This is a genomic window from Prevotella multiformis, from assembly GCF_018127985.1.
In the GTDB taxonomy this organism is placed as follows: Bacteria; Bacteroidota; Bacteroidia; order Bacteroidales; family Bacteroidaceae; genus Prevotella; species Prevotella multiformis.
The window spans coordinates 530,025-545,666 of sequence record NZ_CP072357.1 but is presented as its reverse complement, the minus strand read 5'-3'; the positions used below and the strand labels follow the sequence as shown (position 1 = coordinate 545,666).

Below are 15,642 nucleotides of genomic sequence, written 5' to 3'. Positions count from 1 at the left end.
ACCGGAATCCGTGTTCAATCGGACAGCGGAACGGCGAAGTAGGCCTTCTTTCCAGTCGGATAGATTCCCTGGATATAGAGTACCGGATCCTTGCTGGTGGAAGCCTTCTTGACGAGGTTCTGCAGGTCGTCGATGCTCTTTACCATCGTGTCGTTCACGTTCTGGATGATGAAGCCGCGGTTGATGCCGGCGGTTTTCAGCGCACCGTTGCTGACCTTCAGTACTTCAAGTCCGTAGTTGATGCTCAGCTGCTTCTTCAAGGTCTCGGGGACAGGACGGAACTGTCCGCCAAGCACGTCGATGTCCGCCTGCTCTATGAACTTCGTTGTCCCCTGTGCATTCTTCAGGGTGATGGTCCGGGTGATCTCTTTCTTGTGACGGAGGTAGGTCACAGAGGCCTTGTCGCCCGGACGCTTGCTGTTAAGCGCCTGCTGGAGCTCGGACATGCGTGTTATCTTCTGACCGTCAAACCTGATGATGACATCGCCTTTCATCAGGCCCAGGGAAGAACCGTTGCCGTCCTCGGACACCTCGTTGACATAGACTCCCTCGTTCGTGCCGAGGTCGACGTTCTTGCCGTCTTCCTTCTGCGCGTTGATGTAATTCAGCACGTCGCCGCCCTGAATGCCGAGCATGACACGCTGTACGCTGCCATACTTCTTGATGTCGTCGACGACCTTGTTCATGATCGTCGTCGGGATGGCGAACCCATAGCCGCTGTATGCGCCTGTCTGTGAGTAGAGCATGGCGTTGATGCCGACAAGTTCGCCCTGTGTGTTGACCAGTGCGCCGCCCGAGTTGCCGGGGTTGATGGCAGCATCCGTCTGGATGAAACTCTCAATGCCGTTCTGGGTGGCACCCAGCCCACGCGACTTGGCGCTCACGATACCTGCGGTGACGGTAGAGCTGAGGTTGTAAGGATTGCCGACAGCAATGACCCATTCGCCCACTTTCAGCTTGTCAGAGTCGCCGATGGGCAGTGTGGGAAGGTTCTTGGCGTTTACTTTCAGCAGGGCGAGATCGGTCTGCTTGTCCGTCCCGACGATGCGGGCGGAGAACTCCCGGTTGTCATTCAGTGTGACCGTCAGCTCGTCGGCCCCCTCCACCACGTGGTTGTTCGTCACGATATAACCGTCCGGTGAGATGATGACACCGCTTCCGGTAGCTTCTTTCTTCGGAGTCTGCACCTTCTGGCGGCGGGATCCGCCGTTGCCCTGCCCCGGATTGCCGAAGAAGCCGAACGGGTCGAAGAAGCCGCCGAACGGGTCGTCCTGGACATCGACGGTCTGTGTCTTCGAGTTCTGGACATACTTGATGTGAACTACAGCCGGGAGTGCCTTCTCGGCCGCATAAGTCAGGTCGACAGGCTGTCCGGGAGCTGTAACGGGTGCTTCAGCCGCATAGACTTTGATGAAAGCACCTGTGGAAAAGGCGAGGGCGGTCACACAGGCTGCACCTGCCAGATACTTTGATAAATTCTTCATATTCTTTTCTGTTCGTTAATTTCTATTGAATGTTCCAACGGGAATCTTTACAAAACGCCTCCCGAAGATTTCGGTGGGTGCAAATATAGAGGCAAAAAACGTAAATCCGCCATTCTGTCAGCTATCTTTATCCGATTTTAACACTTCAAAATCACCCCTTAACGGCTCTTAATTAGAAGTGTGGTTAAATTTACATTCATTCAGCTTACCCTTTCCTCCGCCCCCCTCTTCGGATCCGGGGGCACTCCGTCTCCGGACAACCCGGAAAAAGTAAACCGCACGGGAATCCGGTTCCCAACCGGTCGGGAACAGCATTCCCAAGGCTTGGGAACAGCATTCCCAACGTCCGGGAATCCGGTTCCCGACCGTTGAGAATCCTCCCGTCGTGCAGGAAGCGGAGATGATTTCACCGGCAATTCATCTTGAGGATGTACTTAACCGGCAAAAAATTTTGCCTTTTCCATGTTTTCCACTATCTTTGCACGCATGATAAGGCAGTGCCCCGGCTCTGTCGCTGGCATCTGTAACGGATGCGAGAGGAAAGTCCGGGCAGCATAGGGCATCCTGCTTCCGAAAACAGAAGCTATTGGTGACAGTAGATGTAGGCAGAAGAAAACAACCGCCATCCGGCAGCGGATGGTAAGGGTGAGAAGGCGGTGTAAGAGACCACCGGCAGGCGGGTGATCGTCTGGCTGTGCCGTTCAGGAGCTGCAAGTTCATGTAAACCGTTGTCTGAGGGCTGCCCGCCCGAGCGCAAGCACAACGGAGGGTAGAATGCTTGAGTTGCAGGGCGACTTGCAAAGTAGATAAATGACAGGCATCTTCCTATTATCGAAAGATGAGGAAGAGACGGAACCCGGCTTACAGGGGCACTGCTTTATTTTTTTCTTTCATGGCAGGATCCGGAATCCACCTCTGGCGGTTTCCTGTCTGTCAGACGGGCAGATGCGGCCTTTTCTTGCAAGGAGCATGGCGGACCATGCAGCCGAAGGGGGAATGCTGGAGATGCCGCATAAAGACAAAGAAGCCATGAAACGCCGGCAGGATCCGTACCGGCGGAAGACCGGCGGTTTTTTCTGGGCGTGCCTCCCTGTGTCCCCGGTTCCGTGCAGTCCGGCAGGAAAGTCAGGGGACGGTTGTTGTGGGCAATAAGATTTTTACGTACATGAAAGATTTAGAAGAGCAATACGTGACGGTACTGGACGATTTCCAGCACACGGTGGAGAATAAAATCAGAAACCACATGGACGAGGCGGGATTTCCGCAGATGCCGGCAGGTGTGGATGCGGAGAGCCTATCCGATTACCTGTTCGACTATCAGGCGGCCTTGGACAGCGAGGGGACGGAACGGTCGCGCTACACGGTGGCGGGCATCCTGCTCTGTCTCCCGATTCTGGTGATGTCGGCTTTCCCCGACTCATCGCTGCCGTTCAAAGGGGTATGGAATGTACTGGCTGCCATAGCGGTGGGGCTGGTTCTCTTCCTGGTCTACAGGATCCTGATGAAAGCACTGGTGCGGCGGCGGATCCGACGTGCCGGCCGTGATTATCCGGAGGAAAAGGCCTACGTCGACCGGGTGCTGGCCTTCAAGTGAGGCTACGTCAGGAAAAGATGCGGCGTACCTGCATCCACGGCCTTCTGTCCGGGGGCGTATGGGTCCGTAGATACGCTGTAAGTGCAACCAAATATTGACAACGATATGGAATTACCCGATTTGCAGAAATACAAAGACAAGTTTTCCCAGCAGGGGTTTGTCGAAAAGATACAGCGCATTGCGAAGCGCGCCGGCGCCAAGCTGGTCTATGTGGCCTTTATCCTGTATTACCTGATACAGAGCGACAAGGTGTCGCTGAAGGACAAGGCAATCATCATCGGCGCACTGGGCTATCTCATCTCACCGCTGGATGTCGTGCCGGACGCGATTCCCATTGCCGGACTGGGCGATGACCTTACGGTACTGCTCTATGCGCTGGGCAAGGTGTGGACGTCGGTAGATGAAGACATGAAGGCGAAGGCACGTGAGAAACTCTCGAAATGGTTCGATGAAGACGAGCTTCATTTCACCGAGGACCTTTTCTCCGAGGATCCGACCGACACGCCCGTCTGATGCAGAAAGGAGGCTGGTATGTGGCAGTATATTGTCTTGGCCATCGTGCTTCTCTGCGCCCTGGGGTACGTAGCCTGCCGGGTGTGGGAGACTTTTCAGACGGCGAATGATCCGTGTCATGGCTGTGCAGGCTGTGCCCTGCACGACCGGTTGAAGGCGCAGCAGAAACTGAAAGGGCGGAAGAAGCCGGTCTGCTTCAAGACGGATTCCGGAAAACACCTTTGAAGAATCTGGCGTCGGACTCCCTTCCACAACACCTGCATGGCACCAGTTTCATGGAACAGGCCTTCAGCTGGACGGCAGAGACACCTCGGGTAGGGCGGTCTCCAATGGACCGGTCTGTCCTTTCTTACAGGGAAAGCTGCCGGGAGATTTGCCCGGAAGGGGTTTGTGTTGTCTTTCTTGAAAAAAGTCGTTGAAATATTTGGCAGGACCGAATAAAGTGCTTATCTTTGCACTCGCAAAATCAAAACTGCAATGGTGCTTGGGCCGGGAGGTTAGGCAATGGTCTGCAAAACCATGTAGAGCGGTTCGATTCCGCTAGGCACCTCACGAGGAGATTCCTTATTCAAGGAATCTCTTTTTTGTATCAGGATGATTTCCCGGACCGTCCCTGTATTTCCGCTCATTTCCGTTCTATCGATGACGGGGAAATGTCCCGGACGGCAGAAAACCTTTCTTCTATTCTTCCTTGTAAGCCTTGTAAACAGTTTCGTTAATAACTGATAATTTTCCAATGGAAATTTGGCAGGGTAATATATAATGATTACTTTTGCACCGTTTTCCAATGGAAACAAAATTGAAAATACACAGTCGGATGGCCTACACGGCTCTGGCAAGTATGAACAGGAAAAAGTATGAATAAATGAAACGTACAGCAATCCTCGTGGCAGCCGTGATGGCATTCGCACTGACCGCCTGCACACAGAACAGCAGACCTGCCGCTTCGGGCAAGCAGGCGGACGTACCACAGCCCGCGGCACAGGCAGAAGTAAATAACCAAAAAGAAAGAAAGGGAAAAAAGATGAATGTACAAGAAATGACCGCAGCGATGTTCAAACAGAAGGTAATGGACTTTGAGAAGAACCCGGAGAAATGGGTCTTCAAGGGGGACAAGCCTGCCATCATCGATTTTTATGCAACATGGTGCGGCCCCTGTAAGGCTACGGCTCCCATCCTTGAGGAGGTCGCAGGCGAATATGCCGGCAAGATCGATGTCTATAAGGTTGACGTAGACAAGGAAGCTGAACTGGCCGGCCTCTTCGGCATCCGTTCCATACCGTCTCTGCTCTTCATCCCTCTGACCGGCGAGCCGACGATGAACACCGGGGCGATGAGCAAACCGCAGTTTGAGCAGGCCATCAAGACGGTCCTGCTGAAGTAAGGCATTAGATTCGGTAAATATGGACAATCATTGCATGGGCAGGATTCGTGACATATTCCGTGCCATTACGGCGTTTGAGAGCAGTCTGCAGCAGCAGCTGGGATTGAATATCAATGAAATCATGCTGCTTTGCCTGCTCTCTGAACGCGAAGAACCGATGCTTGCCGGTGAGATTGCCGACGAGATGGGGTTGACGCGTTCGAATGCCTCCAAGGTGATTGCCGCACTGGAACGTGTCTCTCTGATCCGCCGCCGGGCCTGTTCGCAGGATGGGCGCTGCCAGCGTTTCCACATCACCAGACGCGGGATGGAGAAGCTGGACCGGCTTCATTGTGATTCCATTTGTGTGCCGGATGCACTGAGAGATATGGTGTAGGTGTGTTTCATGGTCGGCTTTATCTTAGTCTGGGCAGCAGCAGGTATAAATCGGACAGGGCGCAAGTGCCGTTCAGAATCAGCCTCAATCCAGCAGCAATACGGTGCGGACAGGGCGGTTATTTTCTGTCCTCTGCCGGGACGCAGCACCAGCGTGACACCTTGAGCATGACGCCTATGCCGGGGACTTCCTTCAGGAGGTAATACTTCTTGCTTGAGCGCACCAGCCGTCCGCTCAGACCTTTCAAGGGTCCGAACTTTACAAAGACTTCGGTTCCGGCTTTCATCCGTGCCTCCTCCGAAGAAAGAAACTTGCGCATGGTAATTTCCGGGTTGCACATCAGGCGGAACTCATACATCTGTTCATGGGGAATCAGGGCGTACTCCTGGGAATCCTTTGATTTCCGCAGCACGCTTATCTTGTAGTCGGCATCCTGGATGATTTTCCGGAACTGTTGCTCCCCGGCAGCCTGTTTGACGAAGATAAGATTGCGGACCACGGGGCGCAGTATCTCATGCGGTCTGCCGTTGGATCCTTCTACAACCACATACTGCTGCGGGACAAAACACTCCAGACCATTCTCTATGAAAAACGCTTTCACTTCCTCCAGCCGGATGGTAAAGAGTCTTACCGCATACCAGGAGGTCCCGTCATCGACGATTTCATCTATATGTTTTGCTGTCTCTGCCATTGCTCTGCAAAAATAATAAATATAGATTAAATATTTAGCCAGTTGGCCATGATTCTTTTTCCATCGGGAGTCAACACGCTCTCCGGATGGAACTGGATGCCGTGGATGTTGTAGGTTCTGTGGTGCAGAGCCATGACCAGTCCTTCGCTGCTTTCTGCCGTTATCTCCAAGCAGTCGGGCATGCTCTCACGTTCTACAATCCAGCTGTGGTATCTTCCCACAGGGAAGCATTCTGGCAGACCGGCAAACAACGGCGTGTCGGCAAGCCGTTTCACAGCCGTGGAGACACCATGGAACACGTCGGGCAGGTTCGACAGTCTGGCACCGAAAACTTCGGCGATGGCCTGGTGTCCCAGGCATACACCCAGGATGGGCCTTACTCCTGCATAATGCCGGATGACCTCCTCCAGCAGACCGGCCTCTGAGGGGATGCCCGGTCCCGGACTGAGGACGATGCGGTCGAATGCGGCCAATTCCTCGAGACGGAACCCGTCGTTGCGGACGACGGTCACGTTTGCTCCGATTTCCTTGATGAGATGGACCAGATTATAGGTAAAAGAGTCGTAATTGTCGACGACGACACATTTCGTTTCCATGGGCATTATTTACGCGCTTGTCGTTCAGTCAGACTATCTCATCTTTTTGAGGAAATCCTCCAGCAGTGTTGTGTCTTTGAGTCCCGGTGCTGTCTCAAACGGCTCGTTCAGGTCAATGCCATAGAAACGAGGATGGGAGAAACACCTTATCTTCTCTGCCTCCTCCGTCCTGATATTTCCACCCACAAGGAAAGGAGCATTTCCCCTGTAAGCCTCCAGCAATGCCCAGTCGCTCGCTCCATCCTGTAGATCGAAGAGGAAGTAGTCCACCACGCCGGCGAACGGTTCGCATTGCTCTATATCCTTGCGGCTACCTGCTGCAATGCGCTTCATGATCCGTATGCCCGCATGGATGTCCGGGTCGAGGGTACGGCGCAGGTTGTCTATCATCACTTCGTTCTCGTCTCCGTTGAGCTGGACGATGTCCAAGCCGAAGTTCACGACGCGTGTGACGATGTTCTGCGGCATGTCATCCGCAAAGACACCACAGAGCAACGCCTTTTTCTCCCGACCGGACAGATTGTGCTGAGACAGAGACGAAAGGCTGCTGTAGTCGGGTATGATGCCGGCACATGAGGGAATCTGGCTGACGTACCGTCCGCTCTCCGGCCGGAAATCAAGTCCTATCCAATCAACACCCGACTGCAATACGTCGTGAATATTCTGGGCATCACGCATGCCGCATACCTTTATAATCATAATACCGTAAGATGTTCTGTATGGTTTCAGGTTGCAAACTTACATAAAAATCTTGGATTATACACCGGTCAGCATGATAAAACACCGTTTCTTTTCGGTGATGAACGGGTACATGCGGATGGCGAACGAGTTGATCGGGCGGAAAATCCCATGCGGCTTCCTTTCATTACGGTGAGGGATAACAGCATCTGCCGGCATGAAAATATTCTGGGAGGACGATATAATAATCTCCGTATGCAAGCGTTTAAAGAACAGAATGACTCTCTATATTTAATATTCAACTGGCCTATGGTAAGATTATTTACTTCTGAAGAACTGAAGCCGTCCGAGAAGACGCTTCATATCATCCGGCAGATAGCCTACAGCTATCGTGTCATTAAAATCGACGGTAAAATGCGGTCTTTGTATCTGAACTGACAAAATGATGGAAACAATCGTATCTCCTTCCCTGCTCTCTGCCGACTTCCTCCATCTGGACAAGGAAATTGAGATGATCAACGAGAGCGAGGCCGACTGGCTCCACATGGATGTCATGGACGGTGTCTTCGTACCCAATATTTCGTTTGGATTCCCTGTGCTCAATGCGGTGGGAAAAGTCTGCAGGAAACCCATGGACGTGCATCTGATGATCGTGCATCCCGAGAACTACATCCAGCAGACAGCTGATGCAGGAGCCGCCATCATGAACGTACACTATGAGGCGTGCATCCACCTGCACCGTACACTTCAGGCTATCCGTGCTGCCGGCATGAAAGCCGGTGTGACCCTGAACCCGTCGACTCCAGTGAATGTCCTTGAGGACATCATCGGCGACATTGACATCGTTCAGCTCATGAGTGTGAATCCCGGCTTCGGCGGACAGAAATTTATTGAACACAGCATCAAGAAGGTGCAGCGGCTCCGCCAGCTGATTGCCCATGAGGGAAGCCATGCCCTCATCGAGGTAGACGGCGGTGTACAGGCAGAGACGGCACCGCGGCTTGTCGATGCCGGTGCTGACATTCTTGTCAGCGGCAGTTATGTGTTCAAGGCCGGTGACCCTAAGGCCGTCATTCATGCGCTGAAAAGCCTGCAGAGATGAACTTGTCCGGACAGAGGTCTGAATTACAGCAAATCAAGAAGGCACAACGACAGTCCCCTGCCAGTTGTGCCTTTTCGTAGCTGTCGACAGACAGCCCATTGTGTTTCTCCTGAACCTTGATCAGATTGACCTTAAAGTTACTGATAGCTTGATTTCCTCTGAAACAATCATTTGAATCTACCTAAAATAACTAAAACCTAATCTATTTACTACTAACCTAAATGATTTCTTTCTTTTACTCTCCGCAAAGTTACAAATTGGCGGGTGTCTGTACAAATCAGAACGGATAAATGTCTGCTGAGCATTTAGTTATTGACATAAATCAAGTATGCAAAGTCAAAATATACGTTCTCGTAGGTAAAAAATGTTGGAATGTAGATGAAACTCATGACCAGCAGACTGTAAGAAACCATCTTGAAGTCCTCTGCTTGATGTAGGAACATTGGCAGATGGCAGACCTGGAGGAAGCCCATTCCGATTTATGATTTATGTCCTTCATTTCTTTTGCAGACTGAAATAAAAGCCGTAATTTTGCAGTCATAAAAAGAGAAGCTAATGCAGACAATGATTTTCGCAGCCGGGCTCGGTACCCGTCTGAAGCCGCTTACCGACACTATGCCCAAGGCATTGGTAAGGGTAGGGGGCATGCCGCTGCTTGCGTATGTCATCAGAAAGCTGACCAAGGCCGGGTGCAGCCGGATGGTTGTCAATGTACATCATTTTGCAGATCAGATAACAGACTACTTAGAGACACACGACTTCGGCGTGAAGATTCTTGTGTCTGACGAAACGGAGCGGCTCCTTGATACCGGCGGCGGTATCAAGCGAGCTGCTCCGCTTTTCGACAGGTATCAGCCTGTCCTAGTCCACAATGTCGATATATTGAGCAACGTGGATCTGGCCGGCTTCTACCGGCACGCCAGTATGTCAGAGGCCGATGTACTGCTGCTGGTCAGCCACCGTATTACCCAGCGTTACCTCATCTTTGACAAGAGGATGCGACTGGCAGGCTGGACGAACGTGGCTACCGGTGAGGTGAAGTCGCCTCATCAAGCGATACGCCGGCTGCACTTCGTGTCGCCGGAAGTCGGGACTTATTGTCAGAACAACTGTTTCCTCTGTGCCTTTTCGGGAATCCATGTGCTTTCGCCTTCCGCCGTACAGGCTGTAGAAGCGGAGCAGGATGATGTGTTCCCCATCATGGACTTCTACCTTTCCCATTGCGGCCGGATGGAGATACATGGCGAACTGAAGACTGATCTTCAGCTCGTGGACGTCGGCAAGCTGAACACTCTGCAGGCCGCCGAGGACTTTATCGTAAATTCAGGACATCAGGTCTCCAGGGCGGAGGACTGATATGCCCCTCTTTTAAAATATCATTATTCAATGCAACAGAAGATTATCATTTTGGATTTCGGCTCACAGACGACACAGCTCATCGGGCGGCGTGTGCGAGAGCTGGATACCTTCTGCGAGATTCTGCCTTACAACAAGTTTCCCAAGGATGACCCGTCGGTGATCGGCGTGATCCTGTCCGGATCGCCTTATTCCGTCCACGACCCGGAGGCTTTCAAGGTAGATCTCAGCCAGTTCATGGGAAAGATTCCGGTGCTCGGCATCTGCTACGGTGCCCAGTTCATTGCCTATTCGAATGGAGGCAAGGTGGAACAGACGGGCACCCGTGAATACGGGCGTGCCAATCTGGAGACCATCAACCTTGACAACCGCCTCTTCTCCGGCTTCGAGAAAGACTCGCAGGTATGGATGAGTCATGGCGATACGATTACGGCGATCCCGTCAGATTACGAGATCATTGCCTCGACAGGTGATGTCAGGTATGCCGCCTTCGCCTCCAAGAAGCAGCCGGTATGGGCGGTACAGTTCCACCCCGAGGTGTATCACACCTTACAGGGCAGGCAGCTGCTGAAGAACTTCGTCGTTGACATCTGCGGAAGCAGACGGGAGTGGAGCGCGGCTTCTTTTGTGGAGAGCACCGTACAGGAAATCCGCAGGCAGGTGAGTGACGACCGTGTGATTCTCGGTCTTTCCGGAGGTGTCGACTCTTCCGTGTGTGCGGTATTGCTCAACAAGGCGATCGGCAAGAACCTGACCTGTATCTTCGTCGACCATGGCATGCTTCGCAAGAACGAGTTTGCCAAAGTGATGGAAGCCTACAAGGGACTCGGACTGAACGTGATCGGCGTAGATGCTTCCGAGAAGTTCTTCAAGGATCTGGAGGGCGTGACGGAGCCGGAACAGAAGCGGAAGATTATCGGCCGTGATTTCGTCGAGGTGTTCAATGCAGAAGCCAAGAAGATAACGGATGCCAGGTGGCTGGCACAGGGCACCATCTATCCTGACCGCATAGAAAGCCTGAGCATCACGGGGATGGTCATCAAGAGCCATCACAATGTCGGCGGACTTCCCGAGGAGATGCGCCTGCAGCTCTGTGAGCCGCTCCGATGGCTTTTCAAGGACGAGGTGCGCCGCGTAGGCTACCAGCTGGGGATGCCTGAACGGCTGATCAATCGCCATCCGTTCCCCGGACCGGGTCTTGCTGTCCGTATCCTGGGCGACATCACCCGTGAGAAAGTGCGGATCCTCCAGGATGCCGATGACATCTATATTGAAAAGATGCACAGCTATACGATGCCCGACGGGACAAGTCTCTACGACCATGTATGGCAGGCAGGCACGATTCTGCTCTCAACCGTCCGGTCTGTGGGAGTCATGGGGGATGAGCGTACGTATGAACATCCGGTAGCCCTGCGTGCCGTCACATCGATGGATGCCATGACTGCCGACTGGGCGCATCTCCCTTACGATTTCATGGCCGATGTGTCCAATGAAATCATCCGCAAGGTGAAGGGGGTCAACCGGGTTTGCTATGACATCTCTTCAAAGCCGCCCTCGACTATCGAGTGGGAATAAGGACTGAACTGTATCAGAAAAAGACAGGGACGTACGCTTCTGCGTACGTCCCTGTCTTTTTCTGATACGCCCCGTATTTGAACGGTTCTCCCATGACTATACGGCTGACGGTACACTGCCGCCTGATAGCCACCCTCCGCATCAGGCTGCCACCGTCTCCTTACGATATATATCCTGTCGATTGGAACGTTCTCGTGCTGACGGCGAACACGGGGCGTTTCGAAGGACCGCACGGTTTCAATCTGTTGTTGGAGGTGGGACAGCTTATCGTGAAAGAAGAGGAATCTATTCAGTATCTGCCTGTACACAGTTGACCGTACAGGCAGATACATTCCGTCTGGCTCATTTGTTTGACACCGCCACGCCTAAGAGTATCAGCGCACTGCCGACATACGCAATGGCCGTCATAGGCTCGTTGAGGAAGAAGGCACTGGCGACGACAGTCGTAATGGGATTAAGATAAAGATAGTTAGATGAAGTCATCGCACCGATCTTTGCTATGACCAATGTCCAGAGGACAAAGCAGAGGAAAGAGGCGACGAGACCGAGAAAGAGCAGGTTCAGGACGACCTTCGGCGTCAGAAGCATGGCGGGTGTAGCCGTCCACGGATCGAAGAGGAATGCCGGCAATACGGTCACAAGCCCGTAGAAGAAGATTTTACGGGTGATGAAGACTGCGGAATAATCGTGCGAAATCTTCTTCATCAGCAGGGAATAGACCGCCCAGCACACCGATGCCAGCAAAGCCAGCAGGTCGCCCCACGGATTGAGGTGCAGGACGAAGCTGCCATTGAAGATGACGACAGCCACTCCCAGCAGCGCTGTCAGCGACCCGAGTATCAGCGACCAGCTTGCCTTGATGCTCTTCACGAAGGTGATTCCGAGGATTACGGTCATCAGAGGCGCAGTACAGACGATGAAGCTGACGTTGTTGACGAATGTGAGTCCCACGGCATAGTTCTCGGCAAGGAAGAAGACCGAACCGCCCGTGATGCCCAGCAGCACCATCAGCAGTTCGTCGCGCCAGGTCCGGGAAAACAAGTGACGCGGCGAGATGAACCATATACAGATGTAGGCGATGACGAAGCGGAGGAAGAAGATTTCCAAGGGTGTCAGCCCGCTGTTGTAGAGTACTTTCGTATTGACGAAGGTTGTTCCCCACACACCGACGATGACGGTGGCGAGGAAATGCCAGAGGAGGGGCTTATTCTTTGTGACGGGCATATTTCTGAAGTGGATTAGGGAGGGACTTTCCCTTGGTGATAAGAATCAGTACGGAGGTGATGATAAGCATGAAGCCGATGAAGATAGAGGTCGTGAGCGGTTCTCCCATGAGCGTAATGCCGATTGCCATGGCCGTCAACGGCTCGAAGGCACCGAGGATCGCCACGCTGGCAGAGTCGATCAGCGTGAGCGAACGTACCAGGGTCACATTGCTGACGGTGGTCGGAATCAGTCCCAGGAGTATGAGCGACAGGCACGATGCACCATCAGGAATCCGCTGTACGCCGCCTGTGGTAAACGAAGCGTACAGGACTAACAGCAGCATCGCCATGAAAAAGATGTAGAAGTTCAGTTTCAGTGCGGGAAGTTTACGGATACGCATGTGCGGGAAGATGACCATGTAGATGGCATACAGAAGTCCCGAAGACATGGCGAGGACTACCCCCCACAGCGACTTGATGCCATCCGTCTGTCCGATGCCTCCGAGAAAAAACACGCCGGCGATAGCCAGCAGGATAGCCAGAGTTATGCGAAGCGTTATCTTCTCATGGAAGAACAGGATGAGCAGGACTTCCGTCCATACGGGATAGGAGAACAACAGCGTCGTGGCGACACCGCCCGGCATGAACTCGTAGCTGCTGAACAGGCATACCGCCGACACGGCATACAGGATGGAAAGGAACATGATGCGCATTCCGTCGCCCCACCGGATGTGCAGGCTCTGCCTGCGCCAGAGCAGGATGGCCATCATGGAGAGACAGCCAAAGGCGAACCGATAAATCAGTACGGACGGCAGCAGCATCCCTGTTTCCATCACGGGTATGGAGAAAAGCGGAATCGTACCGAAAGTAATTGCGGACAGGCTGGCATAGCCATAGCCCTTTAGGGTGGATGAGTAATTCACGACCGATGTATGTTTGTTACACTTTGCAAGGGTGCAAAATTACACTTTTTTCCTTAATCTCGGTATGGAAAGGGTATATAAAAATGACAGCAACCGAAATCAAAAGGTTCTTCCGTTAAATAGATAGATTGGAAAAAGAATAAAGGCTTATGCACTTGCAGGGTATGACTACCCAAAATCAGATGGGCTTGCAAAAGAGGATAAACTGAAAGATAAAATACAGAAAAGACAAATAGATACGATGTCTGTCCATCAGCATGCTTTCCATCTTCTACAGACAACTTATTCCTTTACCGTCGTTGTTTGTAAACATTTTTGTGCAGTTCAAAGCTGACACATGCTCTTCTGGCCTCTAAAAGATGCCTGATTGACTTGCAACAGGTGGTCTTTCAGCGTGTTACTAACGCCCTTTTGAAGTCCAATCAGGCACCTGTTAGAAATGACTTAATAACCAATTGATTGACTGCTGGTTACAAATCTGATTTTAGCACGGATTCTTTTTGTTCGCAGATGATTTGTTTAAAATTATGTAATGACTTTTCATAAACTTATCTGTCTTTCCAACGTATAGAAATGAGAAGGTCATTGTATCGAAGGATGATAACAGAACAGGCAGTTGACAGCCTTGGCTATGTTTTTGCCGAATGAATCACTTCGGTTCTTCCGTTAAAGCTATACGAAAAGCATCCACGCATTTAGCGGAAGAACCAATCAAAAATAATATTGTGAGAAAACGGTCTCTTCAGGAAGGTCATGGTGCAGCTTATAATCCACTGCCCATAGAACAATATTTCGTATTTCAGGCAGCCCCTGTCACATCACTTTGCCTGATGAGCCGGTAATATGACAGTCCACAAGAACAATATTTGCAAATATTACAAATAATATGTACCTTTGCAGTGTCTTCATCAGAAGGGCGGATAACTTTAACTGCAACAATTGCCGAAGCACAGGAGGATTGCAGAAAGGTGTTCTGTCGATGGAGAAATCTGAAGAGAACGCAAAGGGCTTTCCTTCATCACCGGTTCCGGCATACCAATGTGGAATCATCTGGGATAGTCCATGTAAGAGAGAAATTCCCGGACACTTATAACAACTTAAAATTCAAAAGAAAGATGGCAGTAAGGATAGCTTTTTTCGATGCAAAGTCGTATGACATTGAGTCATTCAACAAAGTAAACGAAGATTATAATTTCGACATCCGCTATTATCAGGAGCGTCTCAGCCTCAGTACAGTCCCTTTGGCAAAAGGGGCTGACGTGGTGTGCATCTTCGTCAATGCTGAGTGTGACGCACGGGTGATAGACGAACTGGTAAAAGGCGGTGTGAAACTCATCGCACTCCGCTGTGCCGGTTTCAACAACGTAGACTTGAAGGCTGCCGCAGGACGCATTAAGGTGACGCGTGTTCCGGCTTACTCGCCACACGCTGTGGCAGAATATGCCGTTGCCTTGATGCTGAGCCTGAACCGCAAGATCTACCGGGCGGTACACCGTACGCGTGACGGGAACTTCACACTGAACGGGCTGCTGGGCTTCGACATGTACGGCAAGACTGCGGGAATCATCGGAATGGGGCGCATTGCCAAGGAACTGATCAAAATCCTCCACGGATTCGGGATGAACATCATGGCCTACGACCTTTACCCTGACAAGGAATTTGCAGAACGGTATGGGGTAAAGATTGTCCAGCTCGACGAACTGTATGCGCACAGTGACATCATTTCGCTTCACTGTCCGCTGACACCCGACACCAAGTTCCTCATCAATCGGGAGAGCATCGCCAGGATGAAGAAGGGGGTAATGATCATCAATACAGGCCGCGGACAGCTCATCCATACCGAGGACCTCATCGAGGGACTCCGCACCAAGCAGGTGGGGTCGGCTGGTCTCGACGTATATGAGGAAGAGAAAGAATACTTCTACGAGGACAAGAGCGGAAAGATGATCGACGACGATGTACTGGCACGCCTGCTGATGGTACCGAACGTTGTCCTGACTTCTCATCAGGCTTTCTTCACCGAAGAGGCGCTTCATAACATCGCCGTTTCCACACTCAACAGTGTAAAGGAACTTGCAGAGGGAAAGGAACTGAGCTGCGAGGTGAAATAAAGTATCTCCCCTATATATAATAAGGTGGACATTGAAAGATTATCTTTCTCTGTC

At 51.9% G+C, this 15,642-nt stretch carries 17 protein-coding genes, 1 tRNA gene and 1 other RNA gene; 13 read left to right on the top strand and 6 right to left on the bottom strand.

Features of this window, described 5'->3' with window-relative positions; translation table 11 throughout:
* Positions 1-14: 14 nt before the first annotated feature.
* The gene (locus tag J4864_RS02150; RefSeq protein WP_211814425.1) at positions 15-1,484 is read right to left on the bottom strand and encodes a trypsin-like peptidase domain-containing protein; all 1,470 of its coding nucleotides are present in this window, start codon (positions 1,482-1,484) and stop codon (positions 15-17) included.
* Between the two features lie 494 nt (positions 1,485-1,978).
* Between J4864_RS02150 and rnpB the strand changes: the two genes are divergently transcribed.
* From rnpB to J4864_RS02115, 7 genes are all read left to right on the top strand, one after another.
* Positions 1,979-2,364, top strand: an RNA gene (gene rnpB, locus J4864_RS02145) — RNase P RNA component class A.
* A 285-nt stretch (positions 2,365-2,649) separates the two neighbouring features.
* On the top strand, positions 2,650-3,078 hold the full coding sequence (locus tag J4864_RS02140; RefSeq protein WP_007368545.1) for a hypothetical protein: 429 nt from the start codon (positions 2,650-2,652) through the stop codon (positions 3,076-3,078).
* 105 nt (positions 3,079-3,183) lie between these two features.
* Positions 3,184-3,591 carry a YkvA family protein gene (locus tag J4864_RS02135; protein WP_007368544.1) on the top strand — a complete coding sequence of 136 codons (408 nt, stop codon included), beginning with the start codon at positions 3,184-3,186 and terminating at the stop codon, positions 3,589-3,591.
* Positions 3,592-3,609: 18 nt separating this feature from the next.
* Positions 3,610-3,816, top strand: a complete 207-nt coding sequence (locus J4864_RS02130; RefSeq protein WP_007368543.1) for a hypothetical protein — start codon at positions 3,610-3,612, stop codon at positions 3,814-3,816.
* Positions 3,817-4,070: 254 nt separating this feature from the next.
* Positions 4,071-4,141: transfer RNA gene (locus J4864_RS02125), tRNA-Cys, on the top strand.
* Positions 4,142-4,456: 315 nt separating this feature from the next.
* On the top strand, positions 4,457-4,975 hold the full coding sequence (trxA, locus tag J4864_RS02120; protein WP_211814424.1) for a thioredoxin: 519 nt from the start codon (positions 4,457-4,459) through the stop codon (positions 4,973-4,975).
* Between the two features lie 19 nt (positions 4,976-4,994).
* Positions 4,995-5,351: a MarR family transcriptional regulator gene (locus tag J4864_RS02115; RefSeq protein ID WP_040554794.1), complete on the top strand. Its 357-nt coding sequence runs from the start codon at positions 4,995-4,997 to the stop codon at positions 5,349-5,351.
* A 118-nt stretch (positions 5,352-5,469) separates the two neighbouring features.
* Here J4864_RS02115 and J4864_RS02110 read toward each other — a convergent pair whose 3' ends face one another.
* From J4864_RS02110 to J4864_RS02100, 3 genes are read right to left on the bottom strand one after another with little or no spacing between them, the layout of a single operon-like run.
* The gene (locus J4864_RS02110) at positions 5,470-6,042 is read right to left on the bottom strand and encodes a UpxY family transcription antiterminator (protein WP_211814423.1); all 573 of its coding nucleotides are present in this window, start codon (positions 6,040-6,042) and stop codon (positions 5,470-5,472) included.
* Between the two features lie 26 nt (positions 6,043-6,068).
* Positions 6,069-6,644 (bottom strand): anthranilate synthase component II, encoded by a 576-nt coding sequence (locus J4864_RS02105; RefSeq protein ID WP_211814422.1) that lies wholly within the window; start codon positions 6,642-6,644, stop codon positions 6,069-6,071.
* 27 nt (positions 6,645-6,671) lie between these two features.
* Positions 6,672-7,337, bottom strand: coding sequence for a phosphoribosylanthranilate isomerase (locus tag J4864_RS02100; protein WP_211814421.1), 666 nt, complete (start codon positions 7,335-7,337; stop codon positions 6,672-6,674).
* A 288-nt stretch (positions 7,338-7,625) separates the two neighbouring features.
* On the opposite strand from J4864_RS02100, the gene J4864_RS11890 reads away from it, so the two are divergent.
* From J4864_RS11890 to J4864_RS02080, 5 genes are all read left to right on the top strand, one after another.
* Positions 7,626-7,754 (top strand): hypothetical protein, encoded by a 129-nt coding sequence (locus J4864_RS11890; protein ID WP_257009597.1) that lies wholly within the window; start codon positions 7,626-7,628, stop codon positions 7,752-7,754.
* 7 nt (positions 7,755-7,761) lie between these two features.
* The gene (gene rpe / locus J4864_RS02095) at positions 7,762-8,418 is read left to right on the top strand and encodes a ribulose-phosphate 3-epimerase (RefSeq protein WP_040555040.1); all 657 of its coding nucleotides are present in this window, start codon (positions 7,762-7,764) and stop codon (positions 8,416-8,418) included.
* A 555-nt stretch (positions 8,419-8,973) separates the two neighbouring features.
* Complete coding sequence (locus J4864_RS02090) at positions 8,974-9,774, top strand: sugar phosphate nucleotidyltransferase (RefSeq protein ID WP_007368533.1); 801 nt, start codon at positions 8,974-8,976, stop codon at positions 9,772-9,774.
* Positions 9,775-9,804: 30 nt separating this feature from the next.
* The gene (gene guaA, locus J4864_RS02085; RefSeq protein WP_211814420.1) at positions 9,805-11,349 is read left to right on the top strand and encodes a glutamine-hydrolyzing GMP synthase; all 1,545 of its coding nucleotides are present in this window, start codon (positions 9,805-9,807) and stop codon (positions 11,347-11,349) included.
* A 92-nt stretch (positions 11,350-11,441) separates the two neighbouring features.
* Positions 11,442-11,663: a hypothetical protein gene (locus J4864_RS02080; RefSeq protein WP_211814419.1), complete on the top strand. Its 222-nt coding sequence runs from the start codon at positions 11,442-11,444 to the stop codon at positions 11,661-11,663.
* Positions 11,664-11,691: 28 nt separating this feature from the next.
* Here J4864_RS02080 and J4864_RS02075 read toward each other — a convergent pair whose 3' ends face one another.
* Both J4864_RS02075 and J4864_RS02070 read right to left on the bottom strand, forming a co-directional pair.
* Positions 11,692-12,573 carry a DMT family transporter gene (locus J4864_RS02075; RefSeq protein ID WP_211814418.1) on the bottom strand — a complete coding sequence of 294 codons (882 nt, stop codon included), beginning with the start codon at positions 12,571-12,573 and terminating at the stop codon, positions 11,692-11,694.
* Entirely contained in the window at positions 12,554-13,477 is a 924-nt protein-coding gene (locus tag J4864_RS02070; protein ID WP_211814417.1) for a DMT family transporter, read from the bottom strand. The genes J4864_RS02075 and J4864_RS02070 overlap by 20 nt, the downstream gene beginning before the upstream one ends.
* Before the next feature lie 1,115 nt (positions 13,478-14,592).
* Between J4864_RS02070 and J4864_RS02065 the strand changes: the two genes are divergently transcribed.
* Positions 14,593-15,588: a 2-hydroxyacid dehydrogenase gene (locus J4864_RS02065; RefSeq protein ID WP_211814416.1), complete on the top strand. Its 996-nt coding sequence runs from the start codon at positions 14,593-14,595 to the stop codon at positions 15,586-15,588.
* Positions 15,589-15,642: the final 54 nt, after the last annotated feature.